Source organism: Acholeplasma equirhinis, from assembly GCF_017052655.1.
In the GTDB taxonomy this organism is placed as follows: domain Bacteria; phylum Bacillota_I; class Bacilli_A; order Acholeplasmatales; family Acholeplasmataceae; genus Acholeplasma; species Acholeplasma equirhinis.
Genome location: NZ_JAFIDC010000001.1, coordinates 506876 through 528902, shown reverse-complemented (window position 1 = coordinate 528902; position 22027 = coordinate 506876). Strand labels below are relative to the sequence as shown.

The 22027-nt window shown below is 32.5% G+C and carries 18 protein-coding genes; 6 read left to right on the top strand and 12 right to left on the bottom strand.

From position 1 onward, the window contains the following. Positions 1–160 precede the first annotated feature (160 nt). Both JV173_RS02440 and JV173_RS02435 read left to right on the top strand, forming a co-directional pair. Complete coding sequence (locus JV173_RS02440) at positions 161–340, top strand: hypothetical protein (protein ID WP_205734706.1); 180 nt, start codon at positions 161–163, stop codon at positions 338–340. After that, a complete protein-coding gene (locus JV173_RS02435) occupies positions 341–1144 on the top strand; it encodes an asparaginase (protein ID WP_307836871.1) in 804 nt (267 codons plus the stop codon). 45 nt (positions 1145–1189) lie between these two features. Here the strand turns inward: JV173_RS02435 and deoB are convergent, their stop codons facing one another. From deoB to lepA, 4 genes are all read right to left on the bottom strand, one after another. Continuing rightward, on the bottom strand, positions 1190–2383 hold the full coding sequence (deoB, locus tag JV173_RS02430) for a phosphopentomutase (protein WP_205734704.1): 1194 nt from the start codon (positions 2381–2383) through the stop codon (positions 1190–1192). Further along, on the bottom strand, positions 2380–3285 hold the full coding sequence (gene xerD / locus JV173_RS02425) for a site-specific tyrosine recombinase XerD (RefSeq protein ID WP_205734703.1): 906 nt from the start codon (positions 3283–3285) through the stop codon (positions 2380–2382). The genes deoB and xerD overlap by 4 nt, the downstream gene beginning before the upstream one ends. Beyond that, the gene (gene hemW / locus JV173_RS02420; RefSeq protein ID WP_205734702.1) at positions 3282–4373 is read right to left on the bottom strand and encodes a radical SAM family heme chaperone HemW; all 1092 of its coding nucleotides are present in this window, start codon (positions 4371–4373) and stop codon (positions 3282–3284) included. The genes xerD and hemW overlap by 4 nt, the downstream gene beginning before the upstream one ends. A gap of 505 nt (positions 4374–4878) precedes the next feature. Then, complete coding sequence (lepA, locus tag JV173_RS02415) at positions 4879–6702, bottom strand: translation elongation factor 4 (protein ID WP_205734701.1); 1824 nt, start codon at positions 6700–6702, stop codon at positions 4879–4881. 182 nt (positions 6703–6884) lie between these two features. On the opposite strand from lepA, the gene JV173_RS02410 reads away from it, so the two are divergent. After that, a complete protein-coding gene (locus JV173_RS02410; RefSeq protein ID WP_205734700.1) occupies positions 6885–7865 on the top strand; it encodes a hypothetical protein in 981 nt (326 codons plus the stop codon). Between the two features lie 113 nt (positions 7866–7978). Here the strand turns inward: JV173_RS02410 and JV173_RS02405 are convergent, their stop codons facing one another. The 5 genes from JV173_RS02405 to JV173_RS02385 all read right to left on the bottom strand — a co-directional run bounded on the left by JV173_RS02405 (position 7979) and on the right by JV173_RS02385 (position 13900). Next, positions 7979–9205: a glucose-1-phosphate adenylyltransferase gene (locus JV173_RS02405; RefSeq protein WP_205734699.1), complete on the bottom strand. Its 1227-nt coding sequence runs from the start codon at positions 9203–9205 to the stop codon at positions 7979–7981. Positions 9206–9207: 2 nt separating this feature from the next. Beyond that, a complete protein-coding gene (locus tag JV173_RS02400; protein ID WP_205734698.1) occupies positions 9208–10629 on the bottom strand; it encodes a glycogen synthase in 1422 nt (473 codons plus the stop codon). Between the two features lie 56 nt (positions 10630–10685). Next, positions 10686–12029, bottom strand: coding sequence for a hemolysin family protein (locus tag JV173_RS02395; protein ID WP_205734697.1), 1344 nt, complete (start codon positions 12027–12029; stop codon positions 10686–10688). A 133-nt stretch (positions 12030–12162) separates the two neighbouring features. After that, the gene (locus JV173_RS02390; RefSeq protein ID WP_205734696.1) at positions 12163–12687 is read right to left on the bottom strand and encodes a glutathione peroxidase; all 525 of its coding nucleotides are present in this window, start codon (positions 12685–12687) and stop codon (positions 12163–12165) included. 91 nt (positions 12688–12778) lie between these two features. After that, positions 12779–13900, bottom strand: a complete 1122-nt coding sequence (locus JV173_RS02385; protein ID WP_205734695.1) for an ABC transporter ATP-binding protein — start codon at positions 13898–13900, stop codon at positions 12779–12781. A gap of 142 nt (positions 13901–14042) precedes the next feature. On the opposite strand from JV173_RS02385, the gene JV173_RS02380 reads away from it, so the two are divergent. The 3 genes from JV173_RS02380 (at position 14043) to JV173_RS02370 (ending at position 17010) form a co-directional block, all read left to right on the top strand. Then, the gene (locus JV173_RS02380) at positions 14043–14516 is read left to right on the top strand and encodes an RDD family protein (protein ID WP_205734694.1); all 474 of its coding nucleotides are present in this window, start codon (positions 14043–14045) and stop codon (positions 14514–14516) included. Then, positions 14516–15331, top strand: a complete 816-nt coding sequence (locus JV173_RS02375) for a DUF1189 family protein (RefSeq protein ID WP_205734693.1) — start codon at positions 14516–14518, stop codon at positions 15329–15331. The genes JV173_RS02380 and JV173_RS02375 overlap by 1 nt, the downstream gene beginning before the upstream one ends. A gap of 101 nt (positions 15332–15432) precedes the next feature. Next, positions 15433–17010, top strand: a complete 1578-nt coding sequence (locus JV173_RS02370; protein WP_205734692.1) for an alpha-amylase family glycosyl hydrolase — start codon at positions 15433–15435, stop codon at positions 17008–17010. Between the two features lie 53 nt (positions 17011–17063). On the opposite strand, the gene JV173_RS02365 is transcribed toward JV173_RS02370, so the two are convergent. The 3 genes from JV173_RS02365 to pulA form a co-directional block, all read right to left on the bottom strand. After that, on the bottom strand, positions 17064–18455 hold the full coding sequence (locus tag JV173_RS02365) for a hypothetical protein (RefSeq protein WP_205734691.1): 1392 nt from the start codon (positions 18453–18455) through the stop codon (positions 17064–17066). Between the two features lie 258 nt (positions 18456–18713). After that, positions 18714–19076 (bottom strand): hypothetical protein, encoded by a 363-nt coding sequence (locus JV173_RS02360; protein WP_205734690.1) that lies wholly within the window; start codon positions 19074–19076, stop codon positions 18714–18716. Then, positions 19073–22027, bottom strand: coding sequence for a type I pullulanase (gene pulA / locus JV173_RS02355; protein ID WP_205734689.1), 2955 nt, complete (start codon positions 22025–22027; stop codon positions 19073–19075). Before pulA ends, JV173_RS02360 begins: the two co-directional genes overlap by 4 nt.

The following is a 22027-nucleotide window of genomic DNA, read 5'->3' as shown; positions in this document are numbered from 1 at the left end:
GTGTGGATAAGTTGATAAATGAATTGGTTTAAATTTCGGGCTTCTATTAGCTATTAAAGTATATTCTATCTAAAATCACATGAAATGATGTAATTTATTTTACTAAACTTTTCGATTTCTCAAATCAAACGATTAGTATATAATATTTACAGGTGATAATATGAATAATAAGAAAATACTCGTAATTTTTACAGGTGGTACCATCGCAATGATCAATGATATGAACACTATGAAATCAGTCATGTCATCTGGTAACACTCAACTCCAATCAGCTGTGAAGGACGTCTTTAGAGACATCGAAATTAAATATATTGAACACTCCTATTTCCCAAGTCCTTAAATAACGCCAAATGATATGTTTAACATTGCTAAACTAGTTGACAGTGAAATTAAACATACAAATTATGATGGGATCGTTATAACACACGGTACTGACACCATTGAAGAGACTGCATACTTCCTTGATCTCTATTACAAAATGGAGACTCCAATCGTTATGACTGGTGCAATGCGTAACCTATCTGAGCTAGGGTATGATGGACTCTCAAATATCGTCTCAGCAATTTTAGTCGCTTCTGACTCACAGTCAAAAAACCGTGGTGTGCTACTAGTCATGAATGATGAGATCAATGCTGCTAGCGAAGTTACCAAAACGCATACTGTTGCACTCGATACTTTCAAGTCTCTTGAATTTGGACCACTTGGAGTTGTCGATTCTTCACGAGTTTTCTTTTATCGTTCGAATACAAATACTAAACCTAAAATTACAATTAGTAAACTTACAAAAAGAGTCGAAATTGTCAAAGCTGCATCAGGTACAGACTCATCTATCATTAATTTCTTAATTGATTCTAAAGTTGATGGGATTATTATTGAAGCACTTGGACGTGGTAATGTACCACCAATGATGGTACCTGGTATTGCACGTGCGATACAGGAAGGTATCCCTGTTGTTGTTACTTCACGTTGTCCTAAGGGTCGTGTATTTGACACTTATGCATATCAAGGTGGCGGCTATCATCTTAAACAATTAGGTGTATTATTTAGCGGTAATTTACCAAGTCAAAAATCAAGAATACTTCTAATGCTTGCACTTGAATCTATATCAACTAATGATGAATTAAATCAATATTTTGAAAATTAAAAAAGGAGCTAGCGAGCTCCTTTTGTTTATATTTGTTAAACCCTATTATTTAATTAAGTCTAAGAATGATTTACCATGTTCAGGTAATTCTGTATCAAAATTTTCTGCAATAGAGAATCCAATATCTGCAAATGTATGTCTTGTTTCTAAGAGTTTACCTGATTTGAAACTTGGACTATAAATGATTAATGGCACATGTTCTCTGGTGTGATCTGTACCATAGAATGTAGGGTCATTACCATGGTCTGCTGTAATTAAAAGTAAGTCATCTTCTCGTAGATTTTTCATTAATTCAGGTAGTTGAGAATCGAATGTTTCAATCGCTTTTCCATAACCTTCAACATCTCTTCTATGTCCATATAACGCATCAAAATCTACGAGGTTTAAGAACACCAATCCAGTGAAATCTTTCTTACTCCACTCAGTGATTTTTACCATACCATCATCGTTAGAAACTGTCTTAGCATATTGGTTAATTCCATAGCCATCAAAGATGTCATTAATTTTACCAAGTGCTATCACATCAAAACCCTTTTCATCTAAGAAATTGAGAGCTGTTTTATTTGATGGTTTAAGTGCATAATCGTGTCTATTTGAAGTGCGTTTAAAGTTGTCTTTATTTGTTCCTAAGAATGGTCTTGCAATAACACGTCCAACCTTCCATTCGGGTTTCATAGTGATGTCACGAGCTATCTCACAAATTCGATATTGTTCAGCAATTGGAATGATTTCTTCATGCATAGCAATTTGTAAAACTGAGTCAGCTGAAGTGTAGACAATTAAGTCACCAGTTTTCATATGATGCTCACCAAAGTCTTTAATAATTTCAGTACCAGATGCACTGATATTACCTACAACTTTACGTCCAGTTCTTTGTTCTAAAAGATCAATTAATTCTTTAGGGAAACCAGTGTCTGTAAAGGTTTGGAATGGTGTTGTAATATAGAGTCCCATCATCTCCCAATGACCTGTCATTGTATCTTTTCCATTACTTGCTTCTGCAATCTTTGTAACAAAAGATTTAAGTTCTTTTTGAGGATTAATACCTCTTAAAGGTGCAATGTTTCCAAGACCTAATTTCTCAAGATTTGGAACCTTTAAATCCATTCTTTCTGCAATGTTTCCAAGTGTATTTGAACCAATATCATTATGGCCAGCATTAAAGAATTTATCTGCATCATGTTGATAACCAATACCAACTGAATCCATAACGATTAAGAATATTCTTTTGTATTTCATAGCTTTTCCTTTCTCGCTCGAGGATGTGTATTTTCATAAACTTCCTTTAATCTCTTTTGTGAAATGTGTGTATAAATTTGAGTAGTTGAAATATCTTCATGTCCTAGTAAATTTTGTAAACTTCTTAAATCCATTCCATTTTCTAATAGGTGTGTTGCGAATGAATGTCTGAGTGTATGTGGTGAAATATGTTCTGGATTAAGACCTGCATCGAATGCTAATTTTTTTAATACTTTGAAGAATCCAACTCTTGATAAAGGTTCACCATTCAAGTTAACAAATAAGTAACTAGAAGGTCTTTTCAAAAGTTCATCTCTACCTTGTGTTAAATAGTTTCTAATCGCAACCACAGCCATATCAGAAATAGGCACCATTCGGTCTTTAGAACCTTTACCTGTTACGACAACATAAGCCTGTGTCATATGTACATCCGATGTATGAATATTAAGGAGTTCAGATACTCTAAGTCCTGACCCATAAATCAGTTCAAGTAAAGCTACATTTCTAAGTCCAAGTGGTGTTGAACGATCAATTGTTTCTAAGAGTTTAACTACTTCATCAATCGATAATACTGAAGGTAAACTCTTTTCAATTTTAGGTCTTTCAATTAATAAAGCAATATTTGTATCAACTTCTTTTTCTTCTAATAAAAACGCATGAAATGCTTTAATTGACGTCAGTTTGCGTGCCATTGATTTCGCACTCATACCTCTATTTTTAAGGCTTTTTAGATAGGCTTCTAAATGCTTTCTTTCAATCCTATCCACTTTAGTAATCTTGTGATACTTTTCTAAAAACTGTTGATATCCCTCAATATCAGTAAGATAAGCCTGCTGGGTATTTTTAGATAACCCTTTTTCATGATTTAAGTAATAAATAAAATCATTTACTAAATACTTCATATGAATAACATGAATACTTGATTACCAAGCATCATTCCTTCTTTAGTTAATTGCAAATGATGATCTTTAAGTCTTAACAAACCGAGTTCAATCTTATCTTGTATTTGAGGATATTTTTCAAAAAGATTAATACCATAAGTTTTTTCAATCTTATGAATATCAACACCTTTGGTCATTCTAAGTCCAAATATTAATTCATCCTGAAGTTTAAGCTCATCGGTTTGTGGCATACGTTCTTTTGTAAAATGGTCTAAATATTGACTCATTCCACGCTCGTTATAAGTACGTTCATTATCAATAAATCCATGTGCACCCATACCAACACCGATATATTCACCTAATGTCCAATAGATTGAATTATGAAGTGAATAATGATTGTCTCTAGCGAAGTTTGAAACTTCATATTGTTCATAACCTTTTGACTCAAGAAAATCAATAATATAATGATACATTTCAGCTTCGATATCTTCATCCATTGGTTTAAAATTACCTTTTAAATATTGATGATAAAAATAAGTTTTGTCTTCTAAGATTAATGAATAATATGAAATATGATCAATGTCCAATTTAATGAATTGTTCCAAATCATGTTTAATATGATCCATAGTTTGACCAGGGATTGCAAAAATTAGATCAACTGAGATATCTTTTATACCAATTGATTTTAAATGTTTAATAATTGATTCAATTTGTTCAGTCTTATGTCCACGATTCATATAAGCTAGAATCTTATCATCAAATGACTGAACACCAAGTGAGACTCTATTAACACCATACTTTTTAAAGACCTCACCTTTTTCAAAAGTATAGCTTTCAGGATTAACCTCAATTGAAAACTCCATTGGATGGATAGCTTTTAATGAGTCAAAAAGATAGGTTAATTGGTCGACAGTTAACATTGATGGTGTACCACCACCAATATAAATTGTTTCTATTGAATCAAAATGTTTTTGATATGTTTGTATTTCATCTCGTAAGCGAATCAAATATGTATCAATCATATTTTGATCCTTTGGAACACGTTTAACAAAGTCACAATAATGACATATGTACTCACAAAATGGGATATGGATGTATAAACCTTTCATAGCAGTCAACCTCTTCTTATATTATACCAAAAAATAAGAGGTATCCACCCAACTTGGATACCTCTTTGAAGAGAGAAGGTGTAACCTATATGCTGTAGGCTACTATTTGATTTCGTCTTGTTCTTTAATAATGATTTCTAGTAATTCGTCAACGAATTTATCTTGTTCAACTGTTACGTGTTTACCTAGCTTCTTTTTACTAGTTCCCACATCCTTCACGTCATAGACGTTTTGCTTTGGTTCGTACTGAAATATATTTGACATATTTAATCCTCCTTCGCCTTGGCAATAAAAAAGGGTATAGATATACTATGCCCTTAGATTATTATATGAAAATATTGTAGAGTTACTTCTACTCCAATTGAGACATTATTTAGTTTCACTTTCTTTAGTGTAAACATCATAAATTTCTCCTGGAATTATGTTACTAATCATTCCATATTCATGATATCATGTAAGCGCATTCATGTCAAGGAATTTCATTAGTAAAATGTCATAGATTTAATTACTCATCAGAGTTTGATAAAATTGCCATAAATGCACTTTGTGGAATATCCACTTTACCAAATGTCTTCATACGTTTTTTACCTTCTTTTTGTTTTTCAAGAAGTTTCTTCTTACGTGTGATGTCACCGCCATAGCACTTTGCAAGTACGTCTTTTCTAAGTGCTTTGATTGTTTCTCTTGCGATGATTTTTCCACCTAATGCAGCTTGAACTGGAATTTCAAACATTTGACGAGGAATTAACGTTTTTAATTTTTCAACAATTGCTTTACCACGTGAATATGCAAAGTCACGATGTACAATAACTGATAAAGCATCGACAACTTCTCCATTTAAGAGGATATCCATCTTACGTAATTCTGAAGGTTTATATCCAGATAATTCGTAGTCGAATGATGCATAGCCTTTTGTTGTAGATTTTAGTTTATCAAAGAAGTCATAAACAATTTCTGCAAGTGGTAATTGGTATGTCAACATGACACGTGTTTGGTCGATATAAGTCATATCACCGAAAGTACCACGTTTCTTCTGACAAATATCCATAACTGCACCAACATAGTCCTTTGGACACATGATGGTTGCTTTGACATATGGTTCTTCAATGCGATCGATTTTTTGGATGTCTGGTAACATAGATGGGTTATCAACTAAAATCATTTCACCATCTGTCATATATACATGATAAATTACGGAAGGTGCAGTCGCGATTAAATCAATGTTAAATTCGCGATAGATTCTCTCTTGGATGATATCCATGTGTAAGAGACCTAAGAAACCTGATCGGAATCCAAATCCTAATGCTTGTGATGATTCTGGTTCAAAGACTAATGATGCATCATTAAGTTTTAATTTCTCTAATGCTTCTTTTAAATCCATGTATTGATCTGGATCAATTGGGTATAATCCACAGAAAACAACAGGATTTAATGTACGATAACCAGGTAGCTGTGATTTTGCTTTTTTAGTAGCGTTTGTAATCGTATCACCGACACGCACATCACCAATCGTTTTAATTGCAGCAGTTAAATAACCAACATCACCAGGACCTAAAATATCAACTGGTTTTTGAGCAGGTGTATAAACACCAACTTCAACAACTTCAAATTTGGCACCAGATGCCATAAATTCAATCATATCACCTTTTTTAATTGAACCATTCACAACTCTAATCGTTGGAATGACACCGCGATATGCATCAAAGAATGAGTCAAAGATTAATGCTTGTAATGGTGCATCTTCATCACCATCTGGTGCAGGTACGTCTGTGACGATTCTTTCAAGGATTTCATCTACCCCTAAACCTGATTTACCAGATGCTTTTACTGCTGTTGATGCATCGATACCGATGACATCTTCAATTTCTTGACGTACTTTTTCAGGCTCTGCTGATGGTAGATCAATTTTATTAAGTACAGGAATAATTTCTAAGTCATTATCAATTGCTAAATACACGTTTGCAAGTGTTTGTGCTTGGATGCCTTGTGCTGCGTCTACGACTAAAATAGCCCCTTCACAAGCAGCAAGCGATCTTGAAACTTCATACGTAAAGTCGACATGTCCTGGAGTGTCGATTAAATGTAGGATAAATTCTTGCCCATTTTTCGCTTTATAGGTTAATTGAACTGCATTTAGTTTAATTGTAATCCCACGTTCACGTTCCAAATCCATTGAGTCTAAGATTTGTTCTTTCATGTCTCTTTTTTGGACAGAGGCAGTCATTTCTAAAATACGGTCAGCTAATGTAGACTTACCGTGATCGATATGTGCAATAATGGAGAAGTTTCTAATGTATTTTTGACGTTCATTTAAAGATTTGTATTTCAAGCTTTTTCATACCTTTCCATATTCGATACTATTGTATCATATCATATTAATTGTAAACAATGATAGAATTTTCACACAATTTTCATTTTCTTTTATAACTTTCTTTGACAAGCAAAATTAAACTTTATATAATGAGGATGTAAAGCACGATACTAAGAAAAAATACGGAGGAAAAATAGTATATGAAAAAAGGTTTTTTAGTTATGTTCCTAGGAATTTTCATGCTCCTTTTAACAGCATGTAGTTCACCAGAAAGAACATATTACTTTGCAATGAACGATTTCAACGAAGACTCAAGTTGGGTTTACTGGGTTGTAATTGTTAAAGAAGGCGACAAGATTGTCGATGCAGAATGGAATGCATTCAATATCCAAGGGGATGCGAATAAAACATTCAACGGTATGGATAAATATCAAGCTTCTGTTGAACACAAATATGATATGACTCCAGGTAGAGATCAAAATCCAGGTGAATTATGGTGGCACGAACAAGCTGATTTAATTATTGAAAAATTAATCGCTACAAATAATATTAATGATCGTATCCCAGTTCCAACTGGTGCAACTATCACTACAGATGATTTCTACACTTTAGCCGAAAAAGCAATCGCTAATGGTCCAGTTGAAAAAGGTGAATATAAAGATGGTTATCATTTTGTATCACTTAAATCTAATGCTGAACCACATGAGGTTGTTAATTACTGGGATCCAAAATCAGAATCAGTAAGAACTGTTGCAGAATGGGATTCTTGGACATTTGGTAGTTTCATTGTTGTAAACGGTACAATCAAAATGGCATATTTCAATAACGTGTTTAATGGTTACAGAGTTCAATTTAACGAACAAGGTAAGATAGTTAAACAAGAAGTTGATTTAGACAACGATCCAGAAACTGATCCAGTTAAATTAAATGTTATTGCTGATTATGTTGGAGATGCACCAAAACTTTATTTAACTAAGAATGAATTAGGTAAATCATATGGCATGTCAGTTGTTTCAGGTGCTGAAGAATATGATACACAAGCTAGATTGGCTGGTAACTATCTAGTTCAAAATCAATCATTCCCAAGTTTAAATGATGACAATAGATTTGATGGTATGACTGGTGTTACAATTCATACAAATGATTTTGTAAGCTTATGGCAAATGCTTCCAAAAGCTTAATATTAAATTTAAACTTACTAAATTGAGGTACTATTGCTAGTACCTCTTTTTTTTTACAAAATGAATTCTACCTAAATAAAAACACTTCAAATTTTGAAGTGTTTTCTTATCTTTTATTTAAGTGTTGATCCACTTGGAATTTCTTTAGATTCATATTGAGCAGATCTAAAGATTCTACAGTTTCTACCAATTTTAGTGTTTGAAGGAATCACAGCCGACTTTTCAACAACTGTTATACCTGATGTTAAAAGTTCAGTTTTTTCTTTATTCGGTGTTAAATCATCACCAAATCCTAAATATACATTATTTCCTACAACCACATGTTTATCAATAATACATTTATCAATTGTTACATTTTGAGAAATGATTGTGTCATTTAAAATAATTGAATCCTTAACTATACTTCCCTTACCAACTCTAACACCAGGAGATAAGACTGAATTAATAACTGTTCCTTCAATGACACAGCCATTTGAGATCAATGCGTGTTCTACTTTAGCACCTTCATATATTTTAACAGGTGGTCTTTCCTCTGATTTAGTAAAGATTTTCCAACTTGGATCATATAAATCAAGCTGCGTATATGATTTAATCATATCCAAATTAGTTTCTAAATATGAATCATAGGTTCCAACATCTTGCCAGTAATCATTAAATTTGTACGCATACACCATTTTAGATGTATTTTTAATTAAAAACGGAATGATATGTTTACCAAAATCTAAATCTTCTTCTTTAATTTGTGAAGTAACTTTTTCAAGTAAATCTAATTCAAAAAGATAAATACCCATGCTTGCTAAATTACTCTTAGAAGTTTCAGGTTTTTCTTCAAAATCTAAGATTTCGTCTGCTCTGTTAATCGACATGATACCAAATCTTGAAACTTCTTTTGGATCAACTTCCTGACAAGCAATCGTTAATTTCGCACCACTAGCTTTATGATGTTGAATCATCTTTCGGTAATCCATTTTATAAATATGGTCACCAGATAAAATTAAGACATATTTAGGAGATTTCTTCTTAATAAACTCCATGTTTTTAGAAACTGCATCTGCAGTCCCTTTATACCACATATCATGTGGTTGAAGGAGTGTAACTGCAGAATTATTTCTGTCTAAATCCCAAGGTTTACCAGAACCAATATGTTCATTTAAAGAAAGTGGTAAATACTGTGTTAGGATTGCGATATCATAGATGCCAGATTGACTACAATTTGATAATGCAAAATCAATAATACGATATTTACCTGCAAATGGCATTGCAGGTTTACTGCGTCGATTAGATAATAAATCTAATCTTGTACCTTTACCACCAGCTAAAATCAGTGCGAGTGTTTCCATAATTATCCCCCAATTATTGTTTTATAGAATTCTAAATAAGCTTTCGCCATTTTTTCCATTGAGTAATCTTTTTCCATTGCTTGTCTGACTAAACTATCCCAAATTTTCGGATTATTTTTCTTTAACATAATTGCTTCAAAAACTTTATCTTTAAAATCAATCATAGATAAATTCTTAAAACTGAAACCTGTGCCTTCACCCGTATATTGATTATAAGGTAGGACAGTATCTTTTAATCCACCAGTTTCTCTAACAACGGGTAAAGAACCATACTTCATTGAAATCATTTGTCCAAGACCACAGGGTTCAAATTCACTAGGCATTAAGAAGATATCACTTGCTGCATACAATTCATGTGCAAGTCTTTCATTAAATCCGATATAGTTTCCAACTCTTCCGGGATACTTTTCAGTCATAACTTTAAAGAAGTTTTCATAGTTAGGATCACCCGAACCTAAAAAGAAAAATTGTGCATCAGAATGATGAATAAGATCTTCTAAACTATTTTGAATCATCCAAAGACCTTTTTGATTCGCATATCGTCCGATATAGATAACTAATGTCTTTTCATAAGTTTTATCTAAGTGAAAGGCATCATAAACCTTCTTTTTAGCTGCTAATTTACCCGCTTTATAGTTTGAAAAATTATAGTTTTCAATAAACTTATCTTTTTCTGGATTGAAAGTTTCATCATCAATTCCATTTAAAATACCAACTAAATCATTTTTTCTGTAATTTAGAATACCGTCAAGTGAAAATCCATAATCAAGTGATAAAATTTCATTTCTGTAAGATGGTGATACCGTATTAATCTTATCGGATTTTAAGATACCTGTCTTTAAGAAATTAACTCTATCAAAATGGATGTATTCATAATCAAAATCATGATTGAAAAATCTTGCAACATAGGTATCAAAGTTTCCTTGATACTCCATATTATGTATAGTCATAGTTATACGTAGTTTAGAATAGGTAAACTTACCTTTATAATGTTTTTCATATAAATAAGGAATCATTCCGGTTTGCCAGTCATTAATATGTAATAAATCAGGCATATGATCAAGTAATTCTAAACCTTCTAAAACAGCATAACTAAAACATGTGAATCGTTCTGCATCATCATTATAGCCATAAAGTCTATCACGCTCAAAATAGTGCATATTTTGAACAAAAATTACTTTTACACCTTCAAAATCATATGTGAAATAATTCACATCTGTCTCTATACCACCCATTCGAATAGTTTTTTTACCTAAGAATGATAAGAGATTAAAATCTATTCTTGCAGTTCTGTAATATGGTGTAAAAACGGTCATATCAGTATTTAATTTAGCAAGTCCTTTTGGTAAAAAGTAAGCAATATCAGCCAACCCACCAGTTTTAGAAAAAGGAAACATTTCTGATGTTACAAATGCTACTTTCATAATCCCATCTCCTTATATTCATTTTAGCACATAAAGTAAAGAAAAAAGCAGATGAATTAACCTTCATCTGCTTCGTCATTGTCATTTGTAATATCATCAATCTTAGTTACTTTAACGCGACCAATAACTTTATCATCAATCGATAAGACTTCGAATCTGTAATTATTATAAACAATTACAATTGTTTCATCTTGATCTGGGAATCGACCTAATTGGCCTAAAATGAATCCTGATAATGTATCATATTCTTCTACTGGTAATTTCGCATTTATGATTTCTTCAACATCATCAATGTTAGTTAGACCATCAATTTCGTATTGGTCTTCTTGAATTGTTGAAATTTCGATTTCTTCATCGTCGTATTCATCAAAGATGTTACCAACAATTTCTTCGATTAAATCTTCAAATGTAACAATACCCGCTGTTCCACCGTATTCATCAATTACAATTGCAATATGCACTTTAGATGCTTGCATATCTTTAAATAATTGACGTGTATTTTTTGATTGTGGAACAAAGAATGGATCTCTTAAAAGAGATTTCAAATCAAATACATTAGTATCTGGATTTTCATCTAAGAATTTTAACAAGTCTTTAACATGAAGTGTACCAATAATTTTATCGATTGTACCTTCATATACCGGGAATCTTGTATACTTCTCACTTGTCACATATTTAATGACTTCGTCTCTTGTTGCTTCAATATCGATAGCTGAGACTTCAGTTCTGTGTGTCATAACCTCTTCAACTGTTGTTGTGTCAAATTCAAAAATGTTTTGAATCATTTCATTTTCTGAACGGTCAATCACACCTTTTTGTTCAGATGCATTAAGTTCTAATCTCAATTCATCTTCAGTCATTGTGTCGTCATTTTCATTTGGATTAATACCAAACATTCTTACTATTAAATTCGCAGTCCCTGTTAATAGGATAACGAATGGACGCATAATCAATGCAATGCCACTTAAGAAACCAACGAAGAAATAAGCAACTTTTTCAGGTGCTTTCATTGCAAGTCTCTTAGGTACTAGCTCACCTAGTACTACTTGTAAGTACGTTAGTAATAATGTAATGACAACCGTAATGATTGGTGATGCAACAGAATAATCCCAATTAAAATCTTGAGATAATGTATTTGCTAATTGATCAGCAAATGCGTTCGCTGCGATCGCACCATTAATAAACCCAAACATGGTAATACCAATTTGGATTGTAGATAAGAATCTAGTAGGGTTTTCACTTAATTTTAAGACTTTTTTAGCCTTTTTAGCGATTTTCTTACCTGATTCTACGTCTGCTTCAACCTTTTTACGATTGGCTGATACAAGTGCTATTTCACTTGCGGCAAAGATGCCATTGAGACCAATGAAAACGAAAATTAGAATTACTTGAACTAACATAGGGATTTATCCTCCCCGGGTTCATCTATCGTCCTCTGGCCGCAACTATTGTCTTCCATAATTATATTATTTCCTCCGTGTATACATCGAATGTAACATATGGTATCATATCAAAAACTTATAAAAAAGTCAATTATGTGATTAATAAACTCTTTACAAATGGTTCGATATCATCTGGTTTGAAGCCTGGTGAGAACCTATATTTAATATCACCATTTTGATCAATTAAGAATTTAGTGAAGTTCCACTTAATACGTTTTTTAGTTTTCTTTAAATCAGTTGATGTTTCTAAAGATTGTCCAGGTTGTAATTCATACGGTGCATTTTTCTTTAAAAACTTATATAAAGGGTGTGCAAAAAATCCATTGACTTTGATTTTATCAAACATAGGGAATGTAGTTTGGAAATTTAAGTCACAAAACTCTTTAATTTCTTCTACACTACCTGGTGCTTGTGCTAAAAATTGGTTACATGGAAAATCTAGGATCACAAATCCTTTATCTTCGTATTTTTTATAGAGTTTTTGTAAACCATCATATTGTTTTGTATGACCACAACGAGTTGCAGTATTTACAATTAAAATCACTTTGCCTTTATACTCTGATAAATTTTTAACTTGATGTTTGAAGTCTTTTACTTTAATGTCAAATAATTCCATATTAACGCCTCCTAGTTATATTATAAAAGAAAACGGAATAACCCTCTTGCATGATTACTCCGTTTTTTTATTTTTTATTAAATAGTTTAGATTAAACTACTTTATTTGGGTCGAATACTAATCTCATTTCAGTTTCTGGATCGAAGAAATGTAATTTGTGTAAATCAAATCCTAATTTAATCTTGTCTCCCATTTGAACGTTAGTTCTTGCATTTACCTTAGCAATAACTGAACATTCATTGATTACTGTATAGATGTTAGTTTCAGCACCTAATAATTCAGCAACGTCAACAACAACATCTAAGATGCCGTCTGGATGTGCTTGCATTACAACTTCATCGTCATGGATGTCTTCAGCACGAATACCTAAGACAATAGGTTTGTCGATGAATTTGTTTTGTTTAACAATTTCAAATTTATCCGCAGGTAATTTGATCTTGTATCCACCAGCATTGAACACACCTTTTTCATCAACTTTACCATTGATGAAGTTCATTGGAGGTGTTCCAATGAAACCTGCAACGAACATGTTAGCTGGTTTGTCATAAATTTCTTTAGGTTCACCAACTTGCATGATATAACCTTTATTCATAACAACAATACGAGTAGCCATTGTCATAGCTTCGATTTGGTCATGGGTTACATAAATTGTTGTTGTATCTAACTTCTTATGAAGTTTGATTAACTCACCACGCATTTGAACACGTAATTTAGCGTCTAAGTTTGATAATGGTTCGTCCATCAAGAATACTTTAGCATCACGAACGATTGAACGTCCTAATGCCACACGTTGTCTTTGTCCGCCTGATAGAGCTTTAGGTTTACGATCTAAATATGGAACTAAACCTAAGATTTCCGCTGCCGCTTGAACTTTTTCTTTGATGATTGCTTTAGGAACTTTACGTAATTTTAAACCAAAGGCAATGTTATCATACACAGTCATATGTGGGTATAATGCATAGCTTTGGAATACCATTGCGATATCTCTGTCTTTTGGAGCAGTATCGTTCTTGTATTCATCATCAATATATAATTCGCCCGAACTAATGTCCTCTAGGCCCGCGATCATACGGAGGGTGGTTGATTTACCGCAACCAGATGGTCCAACAAATACGATAAACTCTTTATCTTTGATGCTTAAATTGAAATCAAAGACTGCTTGTACGCCATTAGAGTATACCTTGTTGATGTCTTTTAAAAGCAATGTAGCCATTGTAGCCCCCTGAAAATTATATTTTGAATTTAGATAGACGCAAGATTTCTATCAAAGTAATTATATAATAATTGAGAAAAATTTGCAAACGGTTTCACGGAATTTTAGTGATATAATAAATTTACAAGACGAGGTGTTAATTATGGTTCCTAGATTTGAAAAAAGAGTTAGAGCATTCGCAACAAATATGTCAGGGTTAATGGTTGTTGTATTACTTACAGCGTTTGGATTACCTGATTTTGAATTTAAATCACTAGTTCGGTCAATCATACTTCTTGTTGCATTCATCGGAATTATCATTATTCCATTATCATTAAAATCAAGACAAACTTTTGGTCAAAGGATCAATAAAATTAAGACTGTTAATTTAGACGATTCTGAGCCTACATTAGTTAAACTTATTTTTAGAGAAATATTCAAATATACCCTTTCCTTAGTAACTTGTGGTATTTATTTAATTGTTGCATATTTTGCACTTTCAGAACAACATGTATCAAGAACAATTCATGATTATGTATTCAAGACTAAAGTCATAGATTTAGATAATTCACCTCAAAATAAGCGCTATAATGATGCAATTCGCACTAAAACTATGAAAGATACGGACTTACGCTAATGTTTTTAGTTAGATATTTTAGATACGGATTTAATATTCCAAAACTATTAACACATCGTGGTGAATCATTACTTAAAACAGTTATATACTACTTATTACTTGTTTCGTTCATGAACTTTCCATTAACCATTTTAGGTTATCAGAATGAACAACAGACAATTAATTTCATTCGTGAAAATATGACAACTGAAACACCTGATTGGACGACGTTGCCGCAAGGTTCAATGAATTCACTAACAGGGTTCACATCTAGCCATGCAGATGGTAGATATTTTGAAATTGATAATTACATTTATATATTTGGATATAATGAAAATATCGATTATCCAACAGAAAAAAATCAAATCATCTTTTATGAGACACATATTCGTTATATCGATACAAATGGAAGTTTCTTAGATTCGGATGGTTATTATGGGTTTAAAACCACAATTAATTTGAATGAACTCAATTTCTCGATAGGTGAAGAACGTGATCTGTTGTTTCAAACTTTTGCACAAAGTATTGAATCCTCTTTCTCAACATATATCATTTTATTTGTGACATTACGAAATCAATTATTCCAATTTATCGCTTCTATTTTATTTGTTCTTTTACTATCTGGAATTATTCAAATTTATAGATTTGGTTTCGCCAAATTCTTAACTTATAAAGACAGTATTAATTTCTTAATCTTTGCAAGTACAATTCCAGCAGTATTATCTATGATACTAGGGCTTATTCTTCCAGGATTTGCTTCTGTAGTATTTAATTTAGCATTAGGTTTAATTGTAATGATTACACTTCTATTCTTTGCAAGAAAGACTGTCGAATAATATAAAACCGTTTGCACAGTTTGTATTAAGTCAAATCAAATTATATTTTGATTTGTATATGATAAATTAACGTTAGAAATTAGAATCTAAGGGGGATACTAATGAAAAAACTTATTAATTTAATGATAATTGCTTTATTATCAGTTTTATTAATCGCTTGTGATACTACCAGTGGTGGTGGCAATGAACCGATTGATCAAACACCCGACTTGCGTGCCCTAAATCCAAGAAATGATATTTATTATCAAGTATTTATACGATCATTTGCAGATTCAGACGGTGATGGTGTTGGGGACATTAACGGTTTAACTGCTAATTTAGACTACATTAAAGATTTAGGTGCAACTGCCATTTGGATGTTACCATTTAATGAAACAGATACAGACTGGAATTCATATCATGGTTATCGTATTAAAGACTATTACAAGGTCAATCCTGAATATGGTACAATGGAAGATCTAGAAAATTTAATCGAAGAAGCTAATAAACTAGATATTAAAATAGTGATGGATTTAGTTATCAATCACACATCAGACACACATCCTTGGTTTATGTCAGCTAAAGAAGGCGTAAATAGTCCTTACCGTGATTGGTATATATGGACAGCAGCAAACACTGCATTTGAATCATTTGCAGGTGGTATGAAAGACTTAAATCTAAATAATCCTGATGTTGTTCAAGAAATCAAAGACATTATGGCATTTTGGGTTGATAAAGGTATACACGGCTTTAGATTTGATGCTGCTAAGCATCTCTTCTTAGGTGATCCAGGTTCTCAACCTGCTCAAGCACAAGCTAAAAACTATACATTCTTAAAAAACTTAAAAGATTATGTTAAAACGATAAATCCTGATGTATTCTTTGTAGGTGAAGTATTCGAATACGAATACGTCGCATATAACCAATATTACATAGGACTTGACTCATTATTCGACTTCTATGCTGCAGCTCAAATTTGGGGCAAAATTGGTGGTGGAAATCAAATTTATCAACTCGTCTCAAATATCGAAAAAAGTTTTAATACTTATAAACCTTATGATACAAACTATGTTCCAAGTATTTTCATCTCAAATCACGATATTGATAGAATTGCATCAAGAAATGAATTTAATGGTGCAAATGGATTAAATAAATTAAAAATGGCTGCTCAATTTATGTTAACACTACCTGGTTCACCTCATATTTATTATGGAGATGAAATCGGAATGAAAGGTGTTGCATATGGTGGTGAAAATCCAAACGGTCAAGGTGCAATTTGGGATCAATACAGAAGAGCACCATTCCTATGGGGAGCAAGTAATCAATATCAAACTGATTGGTTAATGCCTTATAACGGATCTAATCAAGGTGCAACTGTTGCATCATCTATTAATGATTCAAACTCACTTTATACTACTTATAAAACTTTCGCAAATATTAGAAAAGACACTCCAGCTTTAATGTATGGTAATTACATGAAAGCATGGAAGGATAATAGTTCTTTCTTACAAGGATTTGTAAGACAATATTCAACAACAGGATTCAGTCAAACTGTATTAGTTATCCATAACATATCAGATACTGCAAGATCAGTTGATGTTGAATATTTAGACTATATTTACGGAAATTCATTAACAATTCCTGCATGGGGAACTTTAGTTCTTGAGATTGATGGATCTAAAGTTAACAACTATATCTAATTTATGCATAAGAAAAGCGGTTCAGCACGAACCGCTTTTATATTATTTTTTTGTTAATCTACCCAATAAGGACTAGGTAATGCAATTTGTATAGCTCCATTAATTGGACTTACTGATTTAGTTAAATTTGCATCTCCATCTCCATACCATCTTGCATCATATCCTGAAAAATCAGAAGGTCCAGGACCCCATCCACCTGGAATCACATGATAGAACTTAAATTCTATAGTTGGCATTTGTTTCATAAAGACAAATTCAACTGTAAGTTCAAATGCTGTATTCACGCCTTCTTTTATCACATGATTCATCTTATGACTCGTACTCCAACCATTAAATGATCCTTTAACATACGCACCTTCAATTTCATTTACTGGTGTTGACCAACCAAAGTTCAATTCAAAAATTACTTTTATCTTATTTCTTACGTCACTATATAAGTACTCTAAATTACCTAATTCATCTTTAATAATCGCGTAAGCTCTAGTATATGCATAACCTTCACCAATAATACGAGTTAAAAATTCACCAGTTGATGATAACATAGCTGTTAATGTTTTAACTTCAACATCTAGATCATCTAATTCTGGTAAATATTGACCATTTTCTGCAGTATTCGATCCTATGAATCCCCACTCAACAACGCTATAACCTGTTGGTAGGTAAACTTGCCCTAAGAATGATTCTGCTCCATCTACTATTCCGGTAACATCTCTTAGATAAACCATTGGTTTCTCTTCACCATCGGTTTTTGAAACAAGTGAAATGTTTTCTAATGCAGTGAATTGATAAATACTATCATAGGAAACAATTACACCATTTTCATCTTCCCAATGTGTAAATTCAGATACTTCAGATTCTATAGTGACAATCGAGTTATACGGATATAACATAGGATCACCATCAACAGTTACCACAATATCATCAATGTTTGAAGCAATATAGACAGGTTTTACAATCGTATCAGTTGTTACATTTGTATTTACACTCCAATGACTAAACTGAAACCCTGGTTTTGATGGATATGGTGAATCTTCAGCATACTCTAAATCAATTTCATCAACACCATATTGCATGTGTAAAACTTGACCATTCGTATCGACGAATGCAGCTACAATTTCATCTTCACCTTTAAACACAACCACCACTTTAGTGGATTTAGAAACTAAGAATTGAGTGTTAGGATTAGTTATTTTTTGTCCGTTATGAATGAAGAAAGAGAACTCTTTATCTTTAATTTCTAAACTCTCAACATCAATTTCTACTAATTGTCCAAGTGGACCTTCAAATTCGGTTTCTACTGCTGGACCAGACCCATCAGTATAAACAATAAGTTGAATTTCTCCAGAAGGTAAAACTGGATCATCTGCAAATACACTAGGAACTAATAATAGACCTAATGCAAATGCCCAAATCAAAAGCATAGATAAAATACTAACTTTTCTCATTAGCTTTGACTCCACACTTCTTCATACAAAACCGCACCTGATGAAGCGATACTTTCTTCAACAGAAAAATCGACAACTTCGAGGATAGATTCCTCATAATATTTTTTCACTGTATCTCTCCCCCTTAAAAATAAGTGATTATTGTTTATATAAAGTATATAGTATGCGCTTACATTGTGCAACAATTTAGATTTATAGAAACGATTTCATATTTAAAAGCAAAAAAAGATGCGTCTATTTAAGACACATCTTCTTGATTTATGGAAGTTGTAAAGTATCCGCTACATAGGTCAAACCAGGATTTTGAAGTGAAGCATTCACTTTATATGAAATCTCACCAACTGATTCACTATCTAAATACACTGAGAAATAAAGTGTATACGTATCTGTACCAAATGTATCTTTATGATTGTTGTAAACAGCGTAAACTGTAGATTCAATAATTTCTTTTAAAGAACTTAAAGTTTCAATCTCTAATTCAATATTGATATCCGCTGTAACAGTTTTACTTGTAAAGGTTAAATTATCAACTTTTACACCTGTAGGATTCTCTTGTGTAGGATCACATGCTACTAAGAATAAAGCAAGACCTAAAAAGAGTAGACTTAATATTTTTTTCATACTTGACCTCCTACTAAACCTGAGAAGCTTCCACCTGAAACAGTCACTGTGTAATAAAGATTTGATTTATTACCAAGGTAATCAACAACAGTAACTGTAACTACTTTAAAGCCAGGAACTTGTGTATTAATATCTGTTGCATAAACTTTAGCACCAGCTGGAACATTAACATTTGATAATTCATTAAAGTTTGCACCTAATGCAACTGAAACATTTGCACTCTTTACTGTTGTTTGTTCAATAGTTAATACTTCAACAAAAATAGCTGTTGTATTTGTTGATGTAACTGAGAAGTTACCTTTTCTTGTAACTAAACCTTTTTCAACATCGAAGAGGCCTTGAGCACCAGCACGTGATGTTAGTTGCATATAAGTCTTACCATCATTTAATGTAACATTGGTTGAACCATTAACTTTACCCGCATGAATAATGAGTAATGTTGGTTGTCCATTTACACCTTCAATCTTATAAGCTAATGCCTTATCTGTAGCATCTTGTGTTGTTTGAACCCATGAGAATCTTTGATTAATTTCTGCTTTTGAGCTTAGTCTCAAACCATCATATGTTTTTCTAATATGTATTAATGCTTTATGGTATTCAAAGACATTCTTATATTGAAGTTTACGATCCCAACGTAATTGGTTTACTGAGTCAGGTGATTCATATGAGTTGTGGTCATATCCACCACCTTGAAGTGGTTTACTGCGTAAGAACTCTGTACCTGCATGAAGGAATGGAATACCCATTGAAGTTAACACAATCGCGTTTGATTGAACTTGTGCGTGAACAACATCAGATGCTGTTACACCAGAACTTCTTAACTTATCGTGTAATGTTAAGTTATCGTGTGCTTCACCATACACAACATTTTGAGTTGGTTCATTTGTAAATTGGTCTGTTGCACCCATGATACCTTTTCTAAGATCTTGCATCTTATTGTAGTCCATTTGACCTTGAACAAAACCACCACCAGCACCATCAGGTGAACCTTTTAACGCATTTCTATATAAGTCATTAAATGCAGCAATTCCGTTGTCTAATTTTCTAATTTGAGTACGATCCCAACCATTTGTATTTGTCATACCTGCAGCAATTGAACCATCGATTAATGTGTCTCCACCTGCCCAAGGTTCACCATATAAAATGATGGTTGGATCAATTTTATCCATAGCATCACGAATTGCATTCATCGTATCAACATCATGTAATGACATTAAGTCAAATCTGAAACCTGATAATTTGAATTCAGTTGCTAAATATGTTGTAGAATCTACCATGAATTTTCTAACCATTGAACGTTCAGATGCAGTTTCATTTCCAGTACCTGAACCATTTGAGAATGAACCATTTTGATTTAATCTATGGAAATATCCTGGAACGATTTTATGGAAGTTTGAACCTTCTGACTCACCAGTGTGGTTATAAACAACGTCCATAATTACTCTGATATTTTTATCAGATAATGCTTTAACTGCTTGTTTGAATTCATAAATTCTTACATTACCATCAAATGGATTAGTTGAATATGAACCTTCAAGTGTATTAAAATGATATGGCATATAACCCCAGTTAAATTTATTTGTTGTACCTTCTGGGTCTTTAAATAGTGCCACTTCATCAATATATCCAAAATCAAAAATTGGTAATAAATGTACTGCATTAACTCCTAATTCTTCGATATGGTCTAATCCTGTTGTTACAGTATCACCACTTGCAGAATATGTTGTACCACTTTGAGATAATCCTAAGAATTTACCTCTCCATGCTTCATTACCATTCCATGAACTATGTGATGTTAAATCTCTAACATGTAATTCCCAAATAATATAATCTGTAAATGAACTAATCGTTTGAGGTCTTTGAACTAATTCCCAAAAAGCAGGGTTTGTTTTTTCAAAGTTAACAACCATACTTCTTAAACCGTTTGCTCCAGTTGAATAACTGTATGGATCTGTTACTTCATTTGTGACACCATTATTTGTCACACTAAATGTATAATATTTTGAATCTAAATCTTGATTCACAGTAACTTGCCATGCACCATTTTCAATCTTTTCTAAATCAAGTGTTGCATAAGGTGTTAATTCTTCTGAAGCATTACCAAGTCTATCATACTGTGGGTGACCTTGGTTATATAAGTTTACTTTGACTTCTTGTGATAATGGTGCCCATAATCTAAAGGTTGTTTGTGCACCATTATAAATAGCACCTAATTCACCATCATAAGTAAATGCTTCTTCAAATTCATTTGTATCATAAATACCATCTAATTGGACATATTTCTTTGAAGTTGAATTTGTAAACTGAACTTCAATTTCATATGTCTTTGAAATTTCATAATTATAACCTGAAATCGTGTGGTTATTTGAATTTCCTAATGATCCTGTTTTCACTTCAACACCATCTTCAAATAATTTATATGATGTTGCTTGATGTGAAAGACTTAAATTAATAACCTTATTATTAGAAGCAATCGCAAAAGACGCTCTTAATATTTGAGGTCTATAATCAGGAAGGTTATTAGTTAGGTCTAGATCACTTTTACCAAATTGAACTTGACCTTGAACAAAATAAACATGTGCTACCCCTGATTTTACTTCCACTTGGCTTAGATCGATGAATCTATCACCACCAGGTTCACGTTCACCATTCCAACCTTCTCCATCTTTAATAATAATACCTAAAGCAGTTGCAGTTGAGTAATCAGCAGCTAAGTTTATTGATAAATATGCACCGTGTTCATCGGTGTTCGCTTGATTGAATTTAAATTCTTTACCCCCTAATCCGGTTGGAGCAGATTGCCACATCCAGATTGTATGATTGCCATAAGTTTGGTCATATCTAAAATAATGTACTACGAGTGTGTTTGGTGTTTCTGCAGCATAAGTAACAGTTAATGTTACGAATAATGAAAACATCAATAAAAACAATAATATTCCTATTTTTTTCAA

Excerpts from the sequence above, each read along its gene's own strand:
- deoB (WP_205734704.1), bottom strand. The coding sequence starts at position 2,383 with ATGAAATACAAAAGAATATTCTTAATCGTTATGGATTCAGTTGGTATT.
- JV173_RS02375 (WP_205734693.1), top strand. The coding sequence starts at position 14,516 with ATGTTTTTAGTTAGATATTTTAGATACGGATTTAATATTCCAAAACTA.
- JV173_RS02410 (WP_205734700.1), top strand. The coding sequence starts at position 6,885 with ATGAAAAAAGGTTTTTTAGTTATGTTCCTAGGAATTTTCATGCTCCTT.
- JV173_RS02405 (WP_205734699.1), bottom strand. The coding sequence starts at position 9,205 with ATGGAAACACTCGCACTGATTTTAGCTGGTGGTAAAGGTACAAGATTA.
- JV173_RS02380 (WP_205734694.1), top strand. The coding sequence starts at position 14,043 with ATGGTTCCTAGATTTGAAAAAAGAGTTAGAGCATTCGCAACAAATATG.
- JV173_RS02370 (WP_205734692.1), top strand. The coding sequence starts at position 15,433 with ATGAAAAAACTTATTAATTTAATGATAATTGCTTTATTATCAGTTTTA.
- JV173_RS02365 (WP_205734691.1), bottom strand. The coding sequence starts at position 18,455 with ATGAGAAAAGTTAGTATTTTATCTATGCTTTTGATTTGGGCATTTGCA.
- hemW (WP_205734702.1), bottom strand. The coding sequence starts at position 4,373 with ATGAAAGGTTTATACATCCATATCCCATTTTGTGAGTACATATGTCAT.
- JV173_RS02390 (WP_205734696.1), bottom strand. The coding sequence starts at position 12,687 with ATGGAATTATTTGACATTAAAGTAAAAGACTTCAAACATCAAGTTAAA.
- JV173_RS02395 (WP_205734697.1), bottom strand. The coding sequence starts at position 12,029 with ATGTTAGTTCAAGTAATTCTAATTTTCGTTTTCATTGGTCTCAATGGC.
- JV173_RS02385 (WP_205734695.1), bottom strand. The coding sequence starts at position 13,900 with ATGGCTACATTGCTTTTAAAAGACATCAACAAGGTATACTCTAATGGC.
- JV173_RS02400 (WP_205734698.1), bottom strand. The coding sequence starts at position 10,629 with ATGAAAGTAGCATTTGTAACATCAGAAATGTTTCCTTTTTCTAAAACT.
- JV173_RS02360 (WP_205734690.1), bottom strand. The coding sequence starts at position 19,076 with ATGAAAAAAATATTAAGTCTACTCTTTTTAGGTCTTGCTTTATTCTTA.
- xerD (WP_205734703.1), bottom strand. The coding sequence starts at position 3,285 with ATGAAGTATTTAGTAAATGATTTTATTTATTACTTAAATCATGAAAAA.
- JV173_RS02440 (WP_205734706.1), top strand. The coding sequence starts at position 161 with ATGAATAATAAGAAAATACTCGTAATTTTTACAGGTGGTACCATCGCA.